Here is an 18,918-nt window from a genome sequence, read left to right on the forward strand (position 1 = left end):
TATTTAGGAAGACCCTTACCCGGGTAACACAAAAAGAGCCGCAGGAGCAACCCTGCGACTCTTCGGAAGATACAGAAATCCGTTCGAGTTAAGGTAGGCGTCTTCTCGCGATGTTTACAACCGTATGATTAAAATTGGACAGACTTCTCCCGTTGTATGGAAAAGCATGAACAATGCCAGCCATAGCAATCGGCAGCTGGCTAATACGGTTGTTCAGCATCTCGTGATTCACCTACCTCACCTCCTTCTTCATAATTGTGTGTAGTATAACATGTTTGCTCGTATTATGAAAGAGGACGATGGTCCATCGAACTATGAAACAGAGTGGTGTCCTCTGACAGCCTGCGAAGTCCCGGCTCTGGTAATCGAAAATACGCCGCAGACAAAAGCAACAATCACAAATGCCCCACCCACCCAAGCGTTCGTGGCAACAGATTCACTATTCTCAATCACTACTCCTCCCAAGGCAGAACCGAGAGCGATCCCGACCTGGAGTGCGGAGAAATTAAAGCTTTGCTGAATACTACCCGATTCGGGTGCATTTTCAATAAGATAACTTTGCATCGGGGGCGACAAGGCCCAACTCAGTATGCCCCAGATAATCAGTAGTGGTGCAAATACATAAATCGAGTGAATTGAGAATGGCAGCAAGAACATCACGGCGATAAACACGCCTACGACGACTAGAATACTTTTCGCTGTGCCGAACCGATCTGCCAAAGAGCCGCCAATAAAACCACCGCTCACTGCCGCCAGCCCAAAGACAAAATAGGCCACACTAACCCACGAAGCGGTCAAGCCCATCATATTTTCTAAAAACGGAGTGAAATACGCATATAACGTGTAATGGCCCGCCAGTGTCAGCGTGGTCACCAAATGAGCACTGATGACTTTAACATTTTTTAAGGATTTCAACTGATCACGCATAGGTACAACATGTTCTGTCGGAATCCGCTCCATAAACAAGTTGATAACGATCATAGCAACGACCGTCAACAAAGCGATGATCAGGAAAAGCACCCGCCAGCCAAATGCATTTCCAATCAGCACCCCGGCTGGAATACCTAGAACGATGGAGGAGCTAACCCCCATGGAGATGACACCGAGGACACGGGCCTGATAAGCCTTGGACACCACTTTGACTGCAATGGTCAGTGACAATGTCACGATCAGCGACCCGCTTGCAGCGGTAATGATACGGGATACAAACAAGACTGCATAATTCGGACTCCAGAAGGCCAGCAGACTTCCCAGAATAAAAATAAACATCGACCACAGGTACAGTCGTTTTCGTTCAATTTTGGCTGTCAACGCCAACAGAGTTGGCCCAGCAATAGCATACACGAGCGCATAGATCATGATAAGCTGTCCTGCCGTGCTTACGGAGACATTCAAATCCTGTGCAATTTGGGGTAGCACGCCACCGATAATCAGCTCCACCAGCCCCACCGTAAAGGTCGCAATCGTTAAAATAACTACTTTGAAGTTCATTACATTAGCTCCTTTGCTGTCATGTAAATTCCCTCGTATTACGCAAAAAAATCCTGACCACAAGAAATGTACAAGACGTACACTTTTTGTAATCAGGACTTATCGGTTCCTGGTAGAGACCCTCAAACCATATTATTGAGGTTATACAAATGGGGCATTCATTTATTACGCATTCACGAAGGTTATAGCTATTACTATAAAGGAGCCTGTGGCTAAGTTCAACCCCCTACAGCCGCAAAAATTCGCTCATAGCACGATCCGACAGATAAGGTAGGTACTCATGACCGTATTCGTGATACAGGAGCATTTCCTTGTCTGATACGATTTTATTGTACACCGCAAACTGCGTGGAAGGCGGACAGATGATGTCCGACAGTCCTGTCACAAACAACACACGACCACGAATACGATCTGCCAAATGTTGAATATCAATGTAGCCTAGTCGGTGAAACAGCTCCTCCTCGCGCAGATGGTTCGGATCAAACCAACGAAAATAATAAACCAGTTCTTCATATGCAGATGTAGTGGCATCCAGCATCCAGGCTCTTTTATAGTCCGACAGAAACGGATATACCGGAACTGCCATACGGACACGCGGCTCCAATGCAGCGCAGGCAACCGTCAGGGCCCCTCCCTGGGAGCAGCCAAATGCGCCGATCCTTTCAGGGTCGACCTGCTCCATAGACATCAGAATGCGCACCGTCTGCACGGTATCCAAAAATACATTGCGGTAATACAACCGATCCGGGTCCGGGTCGTCAATCCCTCGGATGATATGGCCGCGTACCGTCGTTCCTTGAACCTGCAAATTGTCCTCGGACAGCCCACCTTGCCCCCGGCAATCCATGGCCAGCACAGTGAATCCGTGTGCCGCATAGCTTACCTTGTCGAACCAGTCGCCACTGTCGCAGGAATATCCATGAAACATGGCCAAAGCTGGCCCTTGTTCCGTAAGGTGCTTGGGACGAGCCAGCTTCCCATGAACCTTTGCTCCGCCCACTCCAGTAAAATATAGATGGTAACACTCCACCATCGGAGAGATAAAATCAGCAGGCTCCAGTGTATAATCAAGCGGCTGCCGCTCCAGCTCCTGTAATGCCCGTTCCCAGTATGCGTCAAAATCCGGCGACTTCGGGTTACTCCCCATATATGACTGCAATTGCTGTAAAGACATATCCTCCGGCATTCAAGTTCCTCCTACATCCGACCTGACTCACGGTCGTCTGCGACCACTTCATCCGTTGCGATGACATACTTCATAATGTCGGACACTGTCGTGTATGCAATACCTACATACGTGTCAGCGGCTCCATAATAAATCGCAATCCGGCCCGTGTCCGCATCATGCAGCGTAGCACACGGGAACACCACATTCGGCACAAAACCCCGTTCTTCGTACCATTCCTCCGGGGTCAGCACGAAATTCGAGGAACGATATTTAACTTTAGACGGATCATCCAGGTCAAGAACGGCTACGCCCATACTGTATACCAGCCCATTGCACGTGCCTGTCACCCCGTGGTAGAACATCAGCCAGCCCTCTGTCGTCTCAATCGGAGCCGGTCCGCCGCCAATCTTTACCGATTGCCACCAGCCCTGTCCGCCCTTGCTCATGACATGACGGTGCTTGCCCCAATAGATCAAGTCAGGACTTTCACTCAGAAAGATGTCGCCAAACGGTGTATGTCCGCTGTCGCTCGGACGGGATAGCAACATAAAGTTTCCGTTTAGCTTGCGGGGCAACAGCACACCATTACGATTAAACGGCAGGAACGGATTTTCCAATCGTACAAAGCTTTTAAAATCCTTCGTTTGTGCTATTCCCAATGCTGCACCGTAAAAATCTGTACACCAGATGATATAATACGTGTCCTCCACGCGAACCAGACGCGGATCGTAAGCATAATTTGGCTGATAATCTTTCCCTTCCTCATCAACCAAATGCAAACGTTCTGTCTCAATGTCCCAAGCCAACCCGTCGTCACTCCAGCCTAGGTGCAAATGCGGACGTCCATTAATCGTTTCAGCCCGAAATACTCCTACAAACCGTCCCTCATATGGAGCTACTGCACTGTTGAAAATACGGGCAATGCCCGGTACCGGATTCCGTCCAATGACCGGATTCTCACTATATCTCCATACCGGAGCCTCACTGCCTTCAGGCTTATCCTGCCACGGCATTTCCGGCAGACTACCTCCCACAATTCGTACGCTATCTACTCCCAAATCCACATTCAATTTATTCATACGTGTATTCCCCTCTCACCGAGATATTTGATTCACCAAATTTTCTATTTCGCCATTGTTCTATTTCACCGAACCCTGCGCGAAACCGTTATAGATATATTTTTGTAATGATAAAAACGCAATCAGCGTCGGAATAATGGCAATGATTATGCCCGCGCTAATGACTTCCCATTGCGAGCCATATGGCCCTTTAAACTTGAACAGCGCCGTCGATATGACCTGAAGGCTTGTTTTGGGCATATACAGGAACGGGGTGTAAAAGTCGTTGTAAATATTAACGCCCTTGATAATGATCACCGTCACAATGGCAGGCTTCAGCAGAGGCAAGATAATGCGCCAGTAGATCGTCAGATAGGAGGCCCCATCCAGCATGGCCGATTCATCTAGCGCCACCGCGATGGAATCCAGAAATTGCAGAAAAATATACACCGCAATAATATCCGTTCCCAAATACAGCAAGATCGCCGCCCAAGGCGTGTTAAACAGCTCCAGCTTGTTGATTATTTGGAATGTCGACACCTGTGTCGTCACCCCCGGAATGAGCGTGGCGAGCAAGAACGCACCCAGCATGAGACTTTTGCCCTTAAATTTAAAACGGTTCAAAATATACGCGATCATGGAACCCGTCAACGTAGCTCCGATGATCGAAATCAACAGGATAAAAGCTGTGTTCGCAAATCCGGTCAGCATATTTCCGTTGATAAAGGCTTTGGTATAGTTAGCCCAATTCAGCCAGTTCACAGGGGGAGTCAGAGGACTGGTTGCCGCATATTCAGCCTTCGTCTTCAAAGATGCAAACAAAATTACGACAATCGGCAGCAGTGCAATGAACGCACCTAGTAGTAGCGCGGCATACTTGATGCTGCTACCCAGTATTCTTTTCAGCTTATACATGATTAGTCCTCCTCTCCCCGAATTAGCAACCGTTGAAGCAGTGTGACAGCAATCACGATCAGCAGCAGAACGACCGCCATCGCTGAGGCCAAACCGACCTTGCTGTATTTGAATGCCACATCAAGCGTCTGAATGACGAATGTTTCACTGCCGTTGGAGCCACCGGTCATAATATACGGGATGTCGAACGCACTGATCGCCCCGCTAATCGCCAAGATGAGGTTCAACTGCAAAATCCGCTTGATACTCGGCAAAATAATAGAGCGGAATTGATGCCAGCGGTTAGCCCCGTCTATATCAGACGCTTCATACAGATCACTGGATATGGAGGAAATCGCACCGAGAAACACGATAAAGTTAAAGCCCATGTATCTCCAGATCGACGTGCCAGCCAGCGAAATATTGATAATCTCCGGGTTGCCCAGCCACAGCTTGACATACGAACCCAGCCCCATCGCCTGAAGCAGTGTATCAAGGGTACCGTCTGGCTTAAAAAAGAATAGAAAAATAAAACCAATAGCTACCCCGTTCATCAGGGAAGGAAAAAACAAAACGCCTTTAAAGAAATTTTTAAACCAGGTTTGAAAGCTGAGAATGGTTGCAAAATAAAGGGCCAGCCCCATCTGTACAAACGTGGCTACAAAGTAATACAGACTGACTTTAAACACCGAGAAATACTCGGGGTCGGTAAAGATTTTGATATAGTTTTCAAAGCCCACATATTCCAGACGCTTACTATAGCCGTTCCAGTCCGAAAAGCTGTACTTAAACATATTGATCACTGGCAAGTACGCAAAAGTGATCAGCAGCGCTAGCGGAATAATTGAAAAGGCAACAATAATCGCCAATCTTTGTTTGGAGTAGCTGAGATTCGAAAATTTTAACATGCTGCACCTCCTGGCTATCCGTCCATCGACTGCTACGTCGATCCTTTCTTTTCGTCAGTTCAGATGGCTATTTTGCTTCCTTTGCAGCCACTTCAGCACGCGCCTTCACCCATGCGTCGTTCAGATCCTTCATAATGGTGTCATACGATTCCGGGCGGTTACCGACCGCTGCCTCAATAATGCGTTTTTTGAAGTCAGGCTGCCACAAGCCGATTTCTCCCTTTTTGTCGATTTTATCGACAATCCCTTCCTGTCCTTTTGGAGACGGAGTAAGCGTTTCAAAAACGACTCCCTGATCTTCGTATTGCTTCAAAATGCTAGGCATTGGGGCACCCTTCAGCGGACTAATGCTACCTGCCTGCTCTACGGCATAGTTGGACTTTTCGGTAAACCAATCCACCCAGGCACGGGCCGCCGGTTTATTTTCACTGTTTACGTTAATACCGAGGTTAAAATCACCAGCCAGAGGCACAAGTACCTTGGAGGCATTCGTCGGGAAAGGCATAAAACCGATATCATCCTTGTTAGCAGCTGTGCTTTTGATCTGGTCAATCGCCCAAGAGCCAAGCACCATTGTACCGATTTTGCCTTGAGCGAGATCCGCCTTGGAGGTCTCCCAATCTGTAGTGGTTGGATCTTTTTCAATCAGGCCTTTTTTAGCCGCATCGTACAGGACCTTATACAGTTCATAGTGGGGCTGGCCCTTCGTGAAATTGTCATCTGTATTCGGTTGTGTGACATTCACATATTCCTTCGTACCCGCCAATGTTGCCAGACTAGACTCCCACTGGGTCAGTGCCCAACCAGAGGCATAGTTCGTAAACAGCGGCACTGCCTTGGTTTTGTCCTTAATCTGCTGTAACGCTGTCAGGAATTGGTCCGGTGTTTTGGGAAGCTGCGTGATTCCTGCGTCCTTGAACACCTTTTTGTTATAAATCACACCAGAGTAAACCATCGCAATCGGAATACCGTAGCTGTTATGATCCACCGTACGTTCTTCAAGGCCGGTATACTTGTTTTTTATCTCCTCATAAGTACCCAGTGGCTCGAAAAAGTTGGGCAGCTCTTCAACTGGAATACTGCCAGGAATCAGCAAAACATCTCCATAATCCCTGGTCCCCATCCGGATTTTAATTTGACCCTCATAATCGGCCAATGCCTGAAAATTGACCTTCACGTTCGGATAAAGTTTGTTAAATTCCTTGGCGTAATCCTGAAATACGGTATCCACAATATCAGTCCGCTGTGTGATAACCGTAATTTCACCTTCCACACCCTTCGGATCAGAGCTGGCAGCTGGCTCATCCTTCTTTGAGGTACAGCCAGTAAACAGCCCCGCTAACAAAACCACGGATAGTAATGACATCAAAACCTTGGACAACTTCATGAGACGACTCCTCCTGTTGTTTTCAAATAAGGTTATCGTTAAAGTAACAAAATCATTTTATTATGTTAGCGCTTACTATGTCAATTGCAATATTCTTTTTGTAAAGTAGAATGGGTCACATCTTATGAAAAAACACCAATTTAGCATGGTTGACAGTTTACAAACAGCTAGATATGATAATCCTGTAAAGTTAACGATAACCTAATAATTTATTTTCCGAAGGAGGCTTTGTCTCTTGGAAACATTACTGGACGAAATTAGACAGGAATGGAAGGAACACATACTCCCATTCTGGCTTGGACTGAAGGATGAGACACACGGTGGGTTTTACGGCGAGGTGGACGTGGATCTGCACATTCATAACCAAGCCAATAAAGGCGGGATTGCCACTGCACGGCTACTCTGGTCATTCTCGGCGGCTACCCGTGTAACAGGGGAAGATACCTATGCAGAAGCCGCACGACATGCATTCACATTCCTGCGGGATCACCTGCTTGATCCATTACATGGAGGAATGTACTGGATGGTGGACTACACCGGGCAACCCGTGGACACGTGCAAGCATGTATACGCGCAGGCATTTGCGATCTATGCGATAGCAGAGTATGCACGTGCCACAGACGACCCGAATGCATTACCACTAGCTATGGAGCTGTTCCACCTGCTGGAGCAAAAAGGATATGATCCCACCCGGCAGGCATACGGCGAACAATATGACCGCTCGTGGAACACGCAGCCTAATGAGCTACTCAGCGAAAATGGGGTTACCGCGCATATCACCATGAATACGCATATTCATGTTTTGGAGGCGTACACCCAATTGCTGCGCGTCTGGCCAAATGAAGAGGTTCGAGATGCACTGACGAACGTACTGGATATTTTATATCATCGTGTTTACGATGCTTCTGCTCGACGACTGGGGGTATTTTTCGACCGTGAATGGCGCTCTCTGCTTGACCTAACCTCATATGGTCACGACATCGAAGCCAGCTGGTTGATTGAGGATGCTATGAATGTGCTGGGTTATTACCCGTCAGAATACGTGGATATGGTGATAGATATTGCCAATGCGGTAGCAGAGCGCGCTGTTCAGCCAGACGGATCGCTCATCAATGAGCGGGAAGGAGAGCGGGTGGACACCTCACGTATCTGGTGGGTACAGGCCGAGGGGATGGTTGGTTTTTATAATGCGTTTCAACGTACAAAAGACGAACGTTTTTTGCAAATTGTGAAAAATCTATGGTCCTATACCCAGCAACATATCATCGATCCGCGCCCCGGAGGCGAATGGTTCTGGTCAGTTCAAGCGGATGGTAAGCCTGATGCGAGAGAGATTGCAGGACCCTGGAAGTGCCCTTATCACAACAGCCGATTTTGCATAGAAATGCTAGAAAGGATGGAAAACCAATGATCCATAGCAAATATAATGAGCTGCGGTTGCAGCAAGAGGAACTGATTACACGCCTCAATGAGGTTAAAACTACCTTTTATAATGGTATCTACGAACGCTACATCTACCCAGTGCTCACACGCCATCATGTTCCACTTCACTGGCGGTTTGATCTGGATGCGCAAACCAATCCCTTTTTCATGGAGCGGCTGGGTGTAAATGCGGCATTGAATCCAGGGGCGATCTATCATGAAGGAAAATACATTCTTGTTTCGCGTACCGAGGGACTGGATCGAAAGTCATTTTTTGCTTTGGCAGAGAGCGATAACGGCATTGATCAATTTCGGTTCATTGACGTTCCCCTCGTATGGGAGGATATCGACCCGGAAGAAACAAATATGTACGATATGCGATTGGTAAAGCATGAGGACGGCTGGATTTACGGTATTTATTGCTCAGAGAAAAAAGACCCTGACGCGCCACCCCACGATACCTCCAGTGCTGTCGCTCAGGCCGGACTGGTCCGCACTCGTGATCTTCGTACATGGACCCGGCTTCCCAACATCACTACCCAGTCCCCCCAGCAGCGCAACGTTGTCCTGCACCCTGAATTTGTGGACGGTCAATATGCCTTCTATACTCGTCCCCAGGACGGGTTTATTTCCACCGGTTCAGGCGGAGGCATCGCCTTCGGCCTGTGCAAAGATATTACACAACCCGTGATTGAACACGAAACCGTCATTGATGAGCGCTGTTATCATACGGTGTACGAAGCCAAGAACGGACAGGGCCCTGCCCCGATCAAGACCAGTCGCGGCTGGATTCATATCGCTCACGGGGTACGCAATACAGCCGCCGGGCTACGGTATGTGCTATATACCTTTGCCACCAGTCTGGAAGACCCTACGCGCGTCATTGCTAAGCCTGGCGGGCACTTTCTGGCTCCTTATGATGAGGAACGCGTGGGCGACGTCTCGAATGTTATTTTTTGCAATGGAGCAGTCGTTAACGAACAAGATGAAGTCTTTATTTACTACGCGTCCAGCGATACCCGTATTCACGTAGCGACGACCACCATCGCTCGACTGGAAGACTACACCTTCAATACACCATCCGATCCCTTGCGCTCTCTCGGCAGCGCCGCTGTTCGCCGCGAGCTAATTCATCACAATGAAGCGCTATTGCAAGCACACTCCCGTCCTTCCCAGCGGACATAAGCTGCAGGCTTTATCCTGCTTGCGGAACCATGTATACTATCCATAGAACAACTGTTATCCGCAGGCTAATAGTTGTTCTATGGGCAGCTACGCTGCTAAGTTTTTTGGATTTTACAGGCGGCTAAGCTACTGATATATTCCCCAGCATTTTGCATCCATTCTCTGGATTAGGCAAAATGCTTATCTTTTTAAAATTGGAAGGCGGAACAGGAATGAAGAGCAACGTTACGATGCGGGATATTGCAGATAAGCTGGGAGTAAGCAGCGTGACCGTGTCGAAGGCGCTCAATGACAAGGATGGGGTTAGCGAGGAGCTAAAAGAGCGCATTAAGACGCTCGCGGGCGAAATGGGTTATCGTTTCAATACCGTTGCCAAGTCCATGAAGGAGGGCCTCACCTATAACATAGGTGTTGTCATTCCTGAACGTTTTACTGGCCCCGGCCAATCGTTTTATCTGCACATCTACCAGCAAATTTCACGAGCACTGGAGCCATACGGCTACTATGGCATTCTTCACATCCTTCATCGCGAAGACGAAGAACAGCTTAATCTGCCACGTATCTATTACGACCGCAAGGTGGACGGCTTCATTCTCCTGGGTCAAGTGAGCAAGCCATATATCGAGCTGGTACAAACCATGGATCTACCCAAAATGTTTCTCGATTTTTATGATGAACATGCCGATATCGACTCCGTGGTGACGGATAATTTCTACGGAGCCTATGAGCTGACCAACTATTTGATCGCCCAGGGGCATCGTGATATTGCATATGTAGGCAATATCTATTCCACCAGTAGTATTCAGGATCGTTTCCTCGGCTACTATAAATCCTTGCTGGAGCACAGACTGCCCCTCCGTAACGAGTGGGTGCTCAGTGACCGGGACGACGAAGGTGCTTTTGTTGAAATGGAGCTGCCTCAGCCGCTACCGACTGCCTTTGTATGTAACTGCGATCAGGTCGCTCACAATCTGGTACACAAGCTCATTGCTCTGGGATACCGCGTGCCTGAGGACTGCTCTGTAGTCGGATTTGACAACGATGTATATGCCACTCTTATTGTTCCGCAACTGACCACAGTCGGCGTAGACATCGAGCAGATGGCACGTATCGCGATTGATTCGATGATGAAAAAAATAAGCCATCCCGGCGGCCGCTTTGGTCGAGTCCTCGTGCAGGGTCATATTGTATATCGTGATTCCGTACAGCCCATCCAGAGACCATGATCAACACATACTTACTTGGGGACAGGTCACCCCTACCCCAATATTCCACAATCAAAAGCCGCTCAGCATGTCGCTGGAGCGGCCTTTGGCGTTCATAAATTCTGCAGTGTGATCATCGTACTCACTTTCAATGGTGGATTTTGCAAAATCCTGAATTAGGAGCGCTGGGCGACAAAGGAATTGCCCGCCCGATTGAGAATCGGCAGCATCCGCATTTCTTGCCCCATTGAGGCTTGGCAAAATGGACAAGCTGGCTCGTTCAAAAAGGTGAAATCCGTTCGCATCCAACCGTTGCAACCCTCGTTTGTACACGACCAAATAGCCGTATTTTCCTCTGGAATGATTTCCGGGGCCTGGCGTCTGTACATCTATATCCCCCCTCGGTTTTTATAGGGTAATATCCCCTGTCGGCTTACTGTTAATTCCCACCTGTGCGGGTATTAATATGCTCCAACCTCCAAAAAATATGCGCAATTTACCAAAATGTTTATTTACGGATAGCCTTAGTCCAGAAGCCGCCATGAAATTGCTTCGGCTCTACCGTAATGACAAAAGCCTTAGGGTCCAGCTCCAGAATGGACTGATACAGCTTATTCTGGTTTTTTCGTTTAGCCAAAATTTCCATTACCAGGCGCTCTCCATCACGTCCACTGCCCAGCCAGGCTGTAACGCCGTATCCTTTGTCCCGCAGCGCATTGGCAATTCCTCCATTGATCTCATTGCTGATCACCTTAACGGTGACATAACCGAGCGCTATTTTTTCCTCAATCCATGCTCCAATAAGAATGCCCAATGCATAGCCAATGGCGTATACTGCAAGACTTGCCACTTGATCCAGGTACTTAAGCACAACATTCAAGCCCAATACATAGACCGTAACTTCCACGGTGCTAATGAGCGCAGCAATGTACTTCTGTCCTTTCAGCGTCAGAATCATGCGCAGTGTATACGCCGATACGTAAATAATTTGAATAACGAGAATAAACAATAAAATTTTGAGCATGCGCTCACTCCCCACTTCACGTTCTGATTTAATCCGTATCCAACATTATACCCCCGTCTGTGATATACAGCCTCTGGTTTCGTATTACCCTCGCTCGGGTAATGACTAACTACAGCATGCTGAATGAAAGTTCGATCACATAAGGAGGGCTATAACATGAAGGATAACGGAACTAGCGATAAAATCAAAGGTAATGTGAACAAAGCCAAAGGTGAAATCAAGGACCAAATCGGGAACGCTACCGATAATAAGTCCCTTCAAGCCGAAGGCAAACTGGATAAGGCCAAAGGCCATCTTCAGGAAACAGCAGGCAAACTGAAGGACGGCAAATAATCCTGAATGGATAACCTCGACGCACTGTTTTACCAACAAGTCACGCTGTCTTGTGCAGCGGGCTTGTTTTGTGTTGTTCGGATACTTTTGGAAAAACTTTTGCGCAAACAGGGCAACTTTTACGGTTGCTGTTGCGTCTAACCAATATAAGCACAACCCATAATGACTCTCCAAGCTGTTGGATTTTGTAGGCATTAATGTTACTCTAGTCTATGAACCAGGCTATAATTCTTAAATAAAGGGGTAGACCAACGAATGAAATCACTGAAATCTATCAAAAAACCTGTCATCATCACTGCCGTATCCGCCTTGGCCATATCCGGGGCTCTTTTCAGCCAATCCACATATGCCGCACAAGTGACTAAGCCGATCCAAGCAGTATATAACAATATTAAAATCATCTACAACGGAACTGAGGTTCCTTATGATGCCAAAACAGAACCGTTCCTGCTGGATGGCGTAACGTATATCCCACTGAAGCTGGCAGGTACAGCTTTGGATAAAAAGGTAACATGGGATGGCACAAACAAACGCGTAGTCATTGCCGACAACGGCGTTCCGATTGATCAGTCTACAGTTACGGCGTTGAACAACCAGATTACGACGCTGACTCAAGAGCTCAACACAGCAAAAGCAGCAAACACAACGAAAGACGCCACCATCGCTCAATTGCAAAAAGACAACCAGACGCTAAAAGATGAAGCGAGTAAAAATAGCTCTAGCTCCTTGAAGGATCTTCAAAAGAAGCTGAACGATGATCACAGGGATGACTACAACACCAACTCGGATATCACTCTGGATGGTAACAAAAACGATATTACGGTGACCATCGAAATGACAAAATCCAGATGGACTGAGTTATCTGACAGCAGAAAGGAAAGCTTCCTGGAGGACATCGTGGAAGATATTTTGAAAGAGTATAAAGATGCCGATGTAGAGGGTACAGTTAAAAACTCCAGTAATAGAGATAAAATGGCGACCTTCACAACCAACAGCAGAGGCGATGTTACTTTGAAGGATGTAGCTTCTTCCTTGGATGCAAGTACGATTCAACGCGATTTGGTTAATAGATATGGCAATTACGCTGGCGTTGGCTTTGATTTCACAGTAAGAGGCGACAGCAGTGAAGCTAGCGTGGATGTATATGTAAAGACTGACGCTTGGAACAATACACTTACTAATGCGCAAAGAAACTCTCTTATAGAGAATGTTCTTTATGAGCTTAAAAACAGAAACTCGGTATCTCGAGTAGTGGGTAAAATTAAGTCTAGCGAAAACAGCAACACGATAACTTCGTTCTAAATCGCACTTTTTTCAAAAAAAGCGACAAAGGCTACAAAGCCTTTGTCGCTTTTTTATGATGTACAACCATCATGAATTCAATTATTGAATCAACCTTCCTACGGAAGTAATATATTTTATATAGTCTTTATCCGCATCGATTGTATCGATTTTTCTCGTATAAACCAGATTACCGGGACTGGTTACTTTAACTTTGTAAAACATACTGGGTTTAGAATAAGGATTTACACTATAGGTCCCTTTGCTATAAACAATCAGAGGATTAAAGTCGATTTGCCTGGAAGCAGGTGATAAGCTACTCTCGTACATAGCATAAATATTTAATAACCCTTTTTTTTGATCCCAGTCAAAGGAAGTAAGATCAAACGCATTCGCGTCAATGACTTAGGCCAAGTCTTGTCCCTTAAACCTCATAAGAACTGGACTTTCCGTAAAGCTATCATGTCTTAGTTTCAATAAGCCACGTTTGGGATCCCATTCCATCTTCGCATCTGTATCCTTCAACAAAATGGATATCGGCAAAAACATCGCGTTGCTTTTCATGATGGGGACTGTGTCCATTGTCATCGGCTCACCGTTAACTGATATTTCGGGTGATCCGATCGTAGTCGTTACATTACGGCCTAGCAAATCAACAGAAGCCGTTTTGTTCGCTGCATTATAAGTTACTTTGCCGCCCAGTATATCTTCAGCCGCTTGGAGTGGTATAAGCAGTCTGCCCTTCGTATCCACAAAGGGTGATGCAGGGTAGGTGTATAAAACATAATGATCATTGACCTTCAAGTGTATGGGGGTATGAGCTTGAGCTGATGTCGAATTGGAGCGTGCAGTAGCAATACTACATAAAATCACAAGGCAGACCAACAGTCTGATTTTCATAATGTTCTCCTTTGCTAGCGTTTAGGCTAGAACCAAAATTATTTTAAACAACCGTTCTTATTAGCCTTTTCTTAACTAGATTACCCTCACAAAATCACAACGTCAACCATAATTTATAATTTTTACCTAATAGACAATTGATTCATAAATACATTAATAATACTCATAAACATAAAGGTATTTAGCAATAAAAGCAGAATATATCACTGTACTCCAATTCAGAAAGGGGCAAATGTGTATGATGAGAAGTTTTGTTAAACGTAAGGTCAGGAAAAGTATTGCAATAACACTAACATTATTATTAGCAATCGCAAGCGCACCATTAGGTGCAAGTGCAATAGACACGGCGGTAACGGTGCCAGACCAGAACAATAAGCAGGATGCGCCAACCTTCTCTAATGTATCGGTTCATGACCCTTCCATTGTCAAAGACGGTGACACTTATTATGTATTTGGGTCACACATCTCTGCGGCGAAGTCAAAAGATCTTACAAACTGGACTTCTTTTGCAAACGGTTACACTACGCCTGGGAACACACTTTACGGGGACTTATCGAAGAATCTAGCTGGATCTTTCGCTTGGGCGGGTGAGAATGATGCGGACAGTAAGGGAGGATTCTCGGTATGGGCGCCCGATGTATTTTGGAATGAGCATTATGTCAATGAGGATGGGACAAAAGGGGCATATATGATTTATTATAGCGCATCTTCCACCTACATTCGTTCCGCGATCGGCATTGCAGTCGCACCCAAAATCGAGGGTCCATATCAATATGTGGATACAATTATACACACTGGTTTTACGAAAGAGACTGCATTCGATAAAGATAGCAAGGTAGATAAAAAGTGGACAAATACGCCGATTCAACAACTCATTAAGGAAGGCAAGCTTGAGGGCCCCAGACCGGGATGGTTTAATACCGATGGTTCTTATGCGAATCGGATGTTCCCAAATGCAATCGATGCAAGCGTTTTTTACGATGCAAACGGGCGCTTGTGGATGACGTATGGTTCATGGTCCGGGGGAATATTTTTACTCGAGCTAGATAAGGCAACTGGCAAACCCATGTACCCAGGTAAAGATGGAACTACGGAGGACGGCCGTCTGATTGATCGTTATTTTGGCACCAAGATCGCAGGTGGATACGGTGAGTCCGGGGAAGGTCCGTATATTGAATACCACCCAAAAACGGGTTATTACTATTTGTATGTAACCTATGGCGGTCTTGCAGCGGATGGAGGGTATAACATGAGGTTATTCCGTTCCAAGAGTCCGACAGGACCTTATAAAGATGCCAAAGGACAGAATGCTGTTTTGCCGGCAAACACCAAGAATACAACTTATGGAAACAAGTTGATAGGTAATTTCTTGTTCGATAGTAAAATAGGCGATTCCGGTACAGGCACTGGCTATGGCTATGTTTCCCCTGGACACAATTCTGTATACACCGATCCTGCTACTGGACAAATGTTTGTCGTCTTTCATACCCGATTCCCTCAGCAGGGGGAGACACATGAGCTGCGTGTACACCAAATGTTTATGAATCAGGATGACTGGCCTGTCGTAGCTCCTTACCGTTACGGTGGCGAGACGCTAACAAAGCTGGATGAGAAACAATTCATTGGCGATTATCAATATATTAATCATGGCAGTGATTCTTCGGCTACGATCAAGAATACACAATTCATTCAGCTTAGAGCAGATCATACCATCGAAGGCGATGTGCAAGGAACATGGCGCAAGTCGGGAGATGCGAATATCCAATTAACACTGGATGGTGCTGTATTGGATGGGGTGTTCTTAAGACAATGGGATCAGGTTACGAATCAATACATCCTGGCGTTTACAGTTTTATCGAATAAAGGTGAAATGGCTTGGGGCAGTAAGCTCCCTGATATGACCGATACGACAGTAGTGGACAGTGTGTATCGTGAGTTAGATCTTGGCGATACAAGTCGGGTGACGGCTAGCCTGAATCTTCCGAAGGAAGGCAGTCGGCAAACCCGGATTACCTGGAAAACTTCAGACCAAAGCGTCATTACGGATACAGGTGAAATCAAGCGTCCAGGAATCGGAGAAAAGGCTGCATCTGCCACTTTGACGGCTACCATTACCAAAGGACAACGTAGTCGGGACAAAGTTTTTAACATCACGGTATCCCCTTATGAGAAAGCAACATTGACTGCGTCATACACATTTGAAAATAATCTGGAGGATCAGCAGGATGCTTTTGCTAATGGCAAAGTTATCGGTGACCGAATCGATCGCCAGGGAGGAAGTGTATCCTACGCTGAAGGCGTAAAGGGCCAAGCTATAGTCCTTGATGGAAAGTCAGGCATTGCTCTACCTGGAGGACTCATATCCAGCTCAGCATATTCCGTTTCACTGTGGGTAAAACCAAGCGATTTGACTCTGCATACACCAACTTTCTTTGGAGCTATGGATAGTAACCACTGGATTAGCCTTCTGCCCAGAGGACCCGAGAAGGATAACACAATGGTCTGGTCCGGCAGCTCACTTTGGTATACCGGCAGTACTGGCCTAAAGATCAAAACAAATGAATGGACCCATCTCGCCTTCACTGTAGACCATGGGGTGTTAGCCGTGTATGTGAATGGCAAGCTTCAATTTACCGGCTCAGGATTCCCAGATGTCTTTACCTCCAAATCTGGAACATTCAGCTTAGGTGTCAACTGGTGGGACCCTGCGTTCAAAGGATCTATTGATGAGCTGAGTATATTTGAAGGTGCGCTCCCCCCTGTACTGGTGGCAGAGTTAGCGAAGATGAAGTGAATTAAGACTAATGAATCGTAAGCTACTCTAGTGTCGAAAAGAAAAGCTACAAAAAAAGAGAGCGCTGAATAGCGCTCTCTTCCAATGAAACATATAAAATATAAGGAATATTAATAGGCCAATGCAAAAAGTCCTTTGATGTGGGACAAGTAACGGATGTTACTGCCTTCCTTCATCAAAGTAGCTACAGCGCCTTTCAGTTGGGTGCCATTCGCGCCTACAGTACCGATCGCGTCTGTTCTGCCCAAGCTGCCCAGTGTACCGGAGAATACTGGTGTAAAGCGTTCCATTTTCGCTCCGTTGAAATAAGCAAAGATGTTGTAACCAACTAATTCGCCCATTTGCCAAGCCAACTGTGCAGTTGGAGGGTATGGACGCTCGCCTTCACCCGGGAACACCACTGCGCTGTCGCCAGCGAGGAAGATGTCTTCGTGAGAAGTCGATTGCAGTGCACCATTCACAGTTGCGCGACCACGGTTTACTTCGATACCAGATGCGCCAACCAGTGCATTACCTTGTACGCCGCCTGTCCAGATCAGTGTGTTCGTTTTGATCGAACGTCCGTCTTTCAAGAGAACTTCGTCAGCTTTCATTTCTGTAATCGGAACACCCGCTACGATTTGAACGCCACGTTTTTCAAGGCTTGTTACTGCACGATCAACCAGTGGTTGAGGGAAGCCTGCCAAAATAGATGGTCCAGCTTCTACGCAATACAAGTTGATATCTTCGTAGTTAATACCTTTTTCGCGACAAATTACAGGCAATTTGTCAGCATATTCACCCACCAGCTCAACGCCTGTCAGACCGCCACCACCAATAACGATTGTAGCGTCTGCTTGGTTACCGGATTGCTTGTAAGCATCCAGACGAGCTTCCACATGTGCGCGAATGCGATTGGCTTCTGCCACTGATTTCAGCGTGAAGCTATGCTCTTGCAGTCCTGGAATACCGAAGTAAGCCGTTTCGCTGCCCAGGGAAATAACGAGAGCGTCATAGCTCAACGTAGCGCCACTGGCCAAGGTTACTTTTTTATCGTCAGGCTTGATTTCGGAAACAGTATCCACTTTCAGGATAATTTCTTTGTTACGCAGCAGTTTTTCCAAAGGAAGCGCAACAGCTTTTTCAGCAATTGTACCTGCCGCCAAACGGTGCAGTTCCGTAATAATTTGGTGCGACGCAAAGCGGTTAACCACTGTAATGGTTGCTTGGCTAGCGTCCATATGCTGGCGTGCTGTAAGAGCGGCTAGCAATCCGCCGTACCCGCCGCCCAAGATCAAAATTTGCTTCGACATGTCCATCCTCCGTTCTCGATCAGGTAATTATTTGCTTTCGCGTTGGCGCTCATTCAGAATATCCAGGAAAGCCTGGCTGAAACGCAGCGTTTTTTGTACATTCGGATCTTTAAGCATTTTGAGCAGGCCAAACAGACCTACACTGCCGTCCGTAGTTTGTACACGGTCATTTGCTTCAATTGCAGCAGACGCCAATCCTTTAGCCGAATCTGTAACAGGCTTCACAAACTCTCCCATGGAGCTTTTCATATCTCCGATAAAGACAGGGTCAGTCGCTAGACTGCGAGCTACATCATAAGCATCGGTCATCAAAGTAACCATCTCAGTCAACTTGGGCAGATTTTCTACCAGCACGGTCAGCGATTGCTGAACCTCCGGTTTCATCAATTGGTCCAATACATCCCGAGACTCTTTGGTAGCTTCCTGTGTTACTGCCACCTCTTGTTGGTTTTCAGACATGCGTGAACGTCCTCCTTTACTGTGAAAATAGAAGTCCATTCCTTTCTCGTAACCTGTATCCATAAACTCTAGCAATAAAACGTTCATTGAATTCACGCCCTTAAACATGCAAGAAGC

At 46.7% G+C, this 18,918-nt stretch carries 17 protein-coding genes, 1 pseudogene and 1 riboswitch; of the genes and pseudogenes, 6 read left to right on the forward strand and 12 right to left on the reverse strand.

Annotated elements, in window-relative coordinates:
• Positions 1–88: 88 nt before the first annotated feature.
• The 7 genes from AOU00_RS26595 to AOU00_RS11360 all read right to left on the reverse strand — a co-directional run bounded on the left by AOU00_RS26595 (position 89) and on the right by AOU00_RS11360 (position 6,906).
• Positions 89–232 (reverse strand): RAxF-45 family protein, encoded by a 144-nt coding sequence (locus AOU00_RS26595; RefSeq protein ID WP_016822706.1) that lies wholly within the window; start codon positions 230–232, stop codon positions 89–91.
• A gap of 80 nt (positions 233–312) precedes the next feature.
• The gene (locus tag AOU00_RS11335; protein ID WP_061829462.1) at positions 313–1,491 is read right to left on the reverse strand and encodes an MFS transporter; all 1,179 of its coding nucleotides are present in this window, start codon (positions 1,489–1,491) and stop codon (positions 313–315) included.
• 69 nt (positions 1,492–1,560) lie between these two features.
• A riboswitch (purine riboswitch) is annotated at positions 1,561–1,660 on the reverse strand.
• Positions 1,661–1,717: 57 nt separating this feature from the next.
• The gene (locus AOU00_RS11340) at positions 1,718–2,677 is read right to left on the reverse strand and encodes an acetylxylan esterase (protein WP_061829463.1); all 960 of its coding nucleotides are present in this window, start codon (positions 2,675–2,677) and stop codon (positions 1,718–1,720) included.
• An 11-nt stretch (positions 2,678–2,688) separates the two neighbouring features.
• Positions 2,689–3,738, reverse strand: coding sequence for a glycoside hydrolase family 130 protein (locus tag AOU00_RS11345; RefSeq protein WP_061829464.1), 1,050 nt, complete (start codon positions 3,736–3,738; stop codon positions 2,689–2,691).
• Between the two features lie 60 nt (positions 3,739–3,798).
• Entirely contained in the window at positions 3,799–4,632 is an 834-nt protein-coding gene (locus AOU00_RS11350; RefSeq protein ID WP_061829465.1) for a carbohydrate ABC transporter permease, read from the reverse strand.
• A 2-nt stretch (positions 4,633–4,634) separates the two neighbouring features.
• Positions 4,635–5,519: a carbohydrate ABC transporter permease gene (locus AOU00_RS11355; protein ID WP_061829466.1), complete on the reverse strand. Its 885-nt coding sequence runs from the start codon at positions 5,517–5,519 to the stop codon at positions 4,635–4,637.
• 67 nt (positions 5,520–5,586) lie between these two features.
• Positions 5,587–6,906: an ABC transporter substrate-binding protein gene (locus AOU00_RS11360; RefSeq protein ID WP_061829467.1), complete on the reverse strand. Its 1,320-nt coding sequence runs from the start codon at positions 6,904–6,906 to the stop codon at positions 5,587–5,589.
• Positions 6,907–7,141: 235 nt separating this feature from the next.
• Here AOU00_RS11360 and AOU00_RS11365 point away from each other — a divergent pair, with 235 nt between their 5' ends.
• The 3 genes from AOU00_RS11365 (at position 7,142) to AOU00_RS11375 (ending at position 10,739) form a co-directional block, all read left to right on the forward strand.
• Positions 7,142–8,317, forward strand: a complete 1,176-nt coding sequence (locus AOU00_RS11365) for an AGE family epimerase/isomerase (protein ID WP_061829468.1) — start codon at positions 7,142–7,144, stop codon at positions 8,315–8,317.
• Positions 8,314–9,513, forward strand: coding sequence for a glycoside hydrolase family 130 protein (locus AOU00_RS11370; RefSeq protein ID WP_069290635.1), 1,200 nt, complete (start codon positions 8,314–8,316; stop codon positions 9,511–9,513). The genes AOU00_RS11365 and AOU00_RS11370 overlap by 4 nt, the downstream gene beginning before the upstream one ends.
• Before the next feature lie 212 nt (positions 9,514–9,725).
• Entirely contained in the window at positions 9,726–10,739 is a 1,014-nt protein-coding gene (locus AOU00_RS11375; protein WP_069292036.1) for a substrate-binding domain-containing protein, read from the forward strand.
• A 155-nt stretch (positions 10,740–10,894) separates the two neighbouring features.
• On the opposite strand, the gene AOU00_RS25790 is transcribed toward AOU00_RS11375, so the two are convergent.
• Positions 10,895–11,107, reverse strand: a complete 213-nt coding sequence (locus tag AOU00_RS25790) for a cold-shock protein (protein WP_025721956.1) — start codon at positions 11,105–11,107, stop codon at positions 10,895–10,897.
• A 119-nt stretch (positions 11,108–11,226) separates the two neighbouring features.
• Positions 11,227–11,742, reverse strand: a complete 516-nt coding sequence (locus AOU00_RS11385; RefSeq protein WP_023990890.1) for a DUF2179 domain-containing protein — start codon at positions 11,740–11,742, stop codon at positions 11,227–11,229.
• 156 nt (positions 11,743–11,898) lie between these two features.
• Here AOU00_RS11385 and AOU00_RS11390 point away from each other — a divergent pair, with 156 nt between their 5' ends.
• Both AOU00_RS11390 and AOU00_RS11395 read left to right on the forward strand, forming a co-directional pair.
• Positions 11,899–12,075, forward strand: coding sequence for a CsbD family protein (locus AOU00_RS11390; RefSeq protein ID WP_013312524.1), 177 nt, complete (start codon positions 11,899–11,901; stop codon positions 12,073–12,075).
• Between the two features lie 255 nt (positions 12,076–12,330).
• A complete protein-coding gene (locus tag AOU00_RS11395) occupies positions 12,331–13,377 on the forward strand; it encodes a stalk domain-containing protein (RefSeq protein WP_069290637.1) in 1,047 nt (348 codons plus the stop codon).
• A gap of 81 nt (positions 13,378–13,458) precedes the next feature.
• On the opposite strand, the pseudogene AOU00_RS27705 reads toward AOU00_RS11395, so the two are convergent.
• Positions 13,459–14,256, reverse strand: a pseudogene (locus AOU00_RS27705) (copper amine oxidase N-terminal domain-containing protein).
• A 238-nt stretch (positions 14,257–14,494) separates the two neighbouring features.
• Between AOU00_RS27705 and AOU00_RS11405 the strand changes: the two are divergent.
• Positions 14,495–17,050, forward strand: a complete 2,556-nt coding sequence (locus tag AOU00_RS11405) for a LamG-like jellyroll fold domain-containing protein (protein WP_069290638.1) — start codon at positions 14,495–14,497, stop codon at positions 17,048–17,050.
• A 110-nt stretch (positions 17,051–17,160) separates the two neighbouring features.
• Here AOU00_RS11405 and AOU00_RS11410 read toward each other — a convergent pair whose 3' ends face one another.
• Entirely contained in the window at positions 17,161–18,342 is a 1,182-nt protein-coding gene (locus tag AOU00_RS11410; protein ID WP_061829474.1) for an NAD(P)/FAD-dependent oxidoreductase, read from the reverse strand.
• Positions 18,343–18,369: 27 nt separating this feature from the next.
• Positions 18,370–18,801, reverse strand: coding sequence for a DUF1641 domain-containing protein (locus AOU00_RS11415; RefSeq protein WP_013312528.1), 432 nt, complete (start codon positions 18,799–18,801; stop codon positions 18,370–18,372).
• Positions 18,802–18,918: the final 117 nt, after the last annotated feature.

Origin of the sequence: Paenibacillus polymyxa, from assembly GCF_001719045.1 — a bacterium.
GTDB classification, from domain to species: Bacteria; Bacillota; Bacilli; order Paenibacillales; family Paenibacillaceae; genus Paenibacillus; species Paenibacillus polymyxa_B.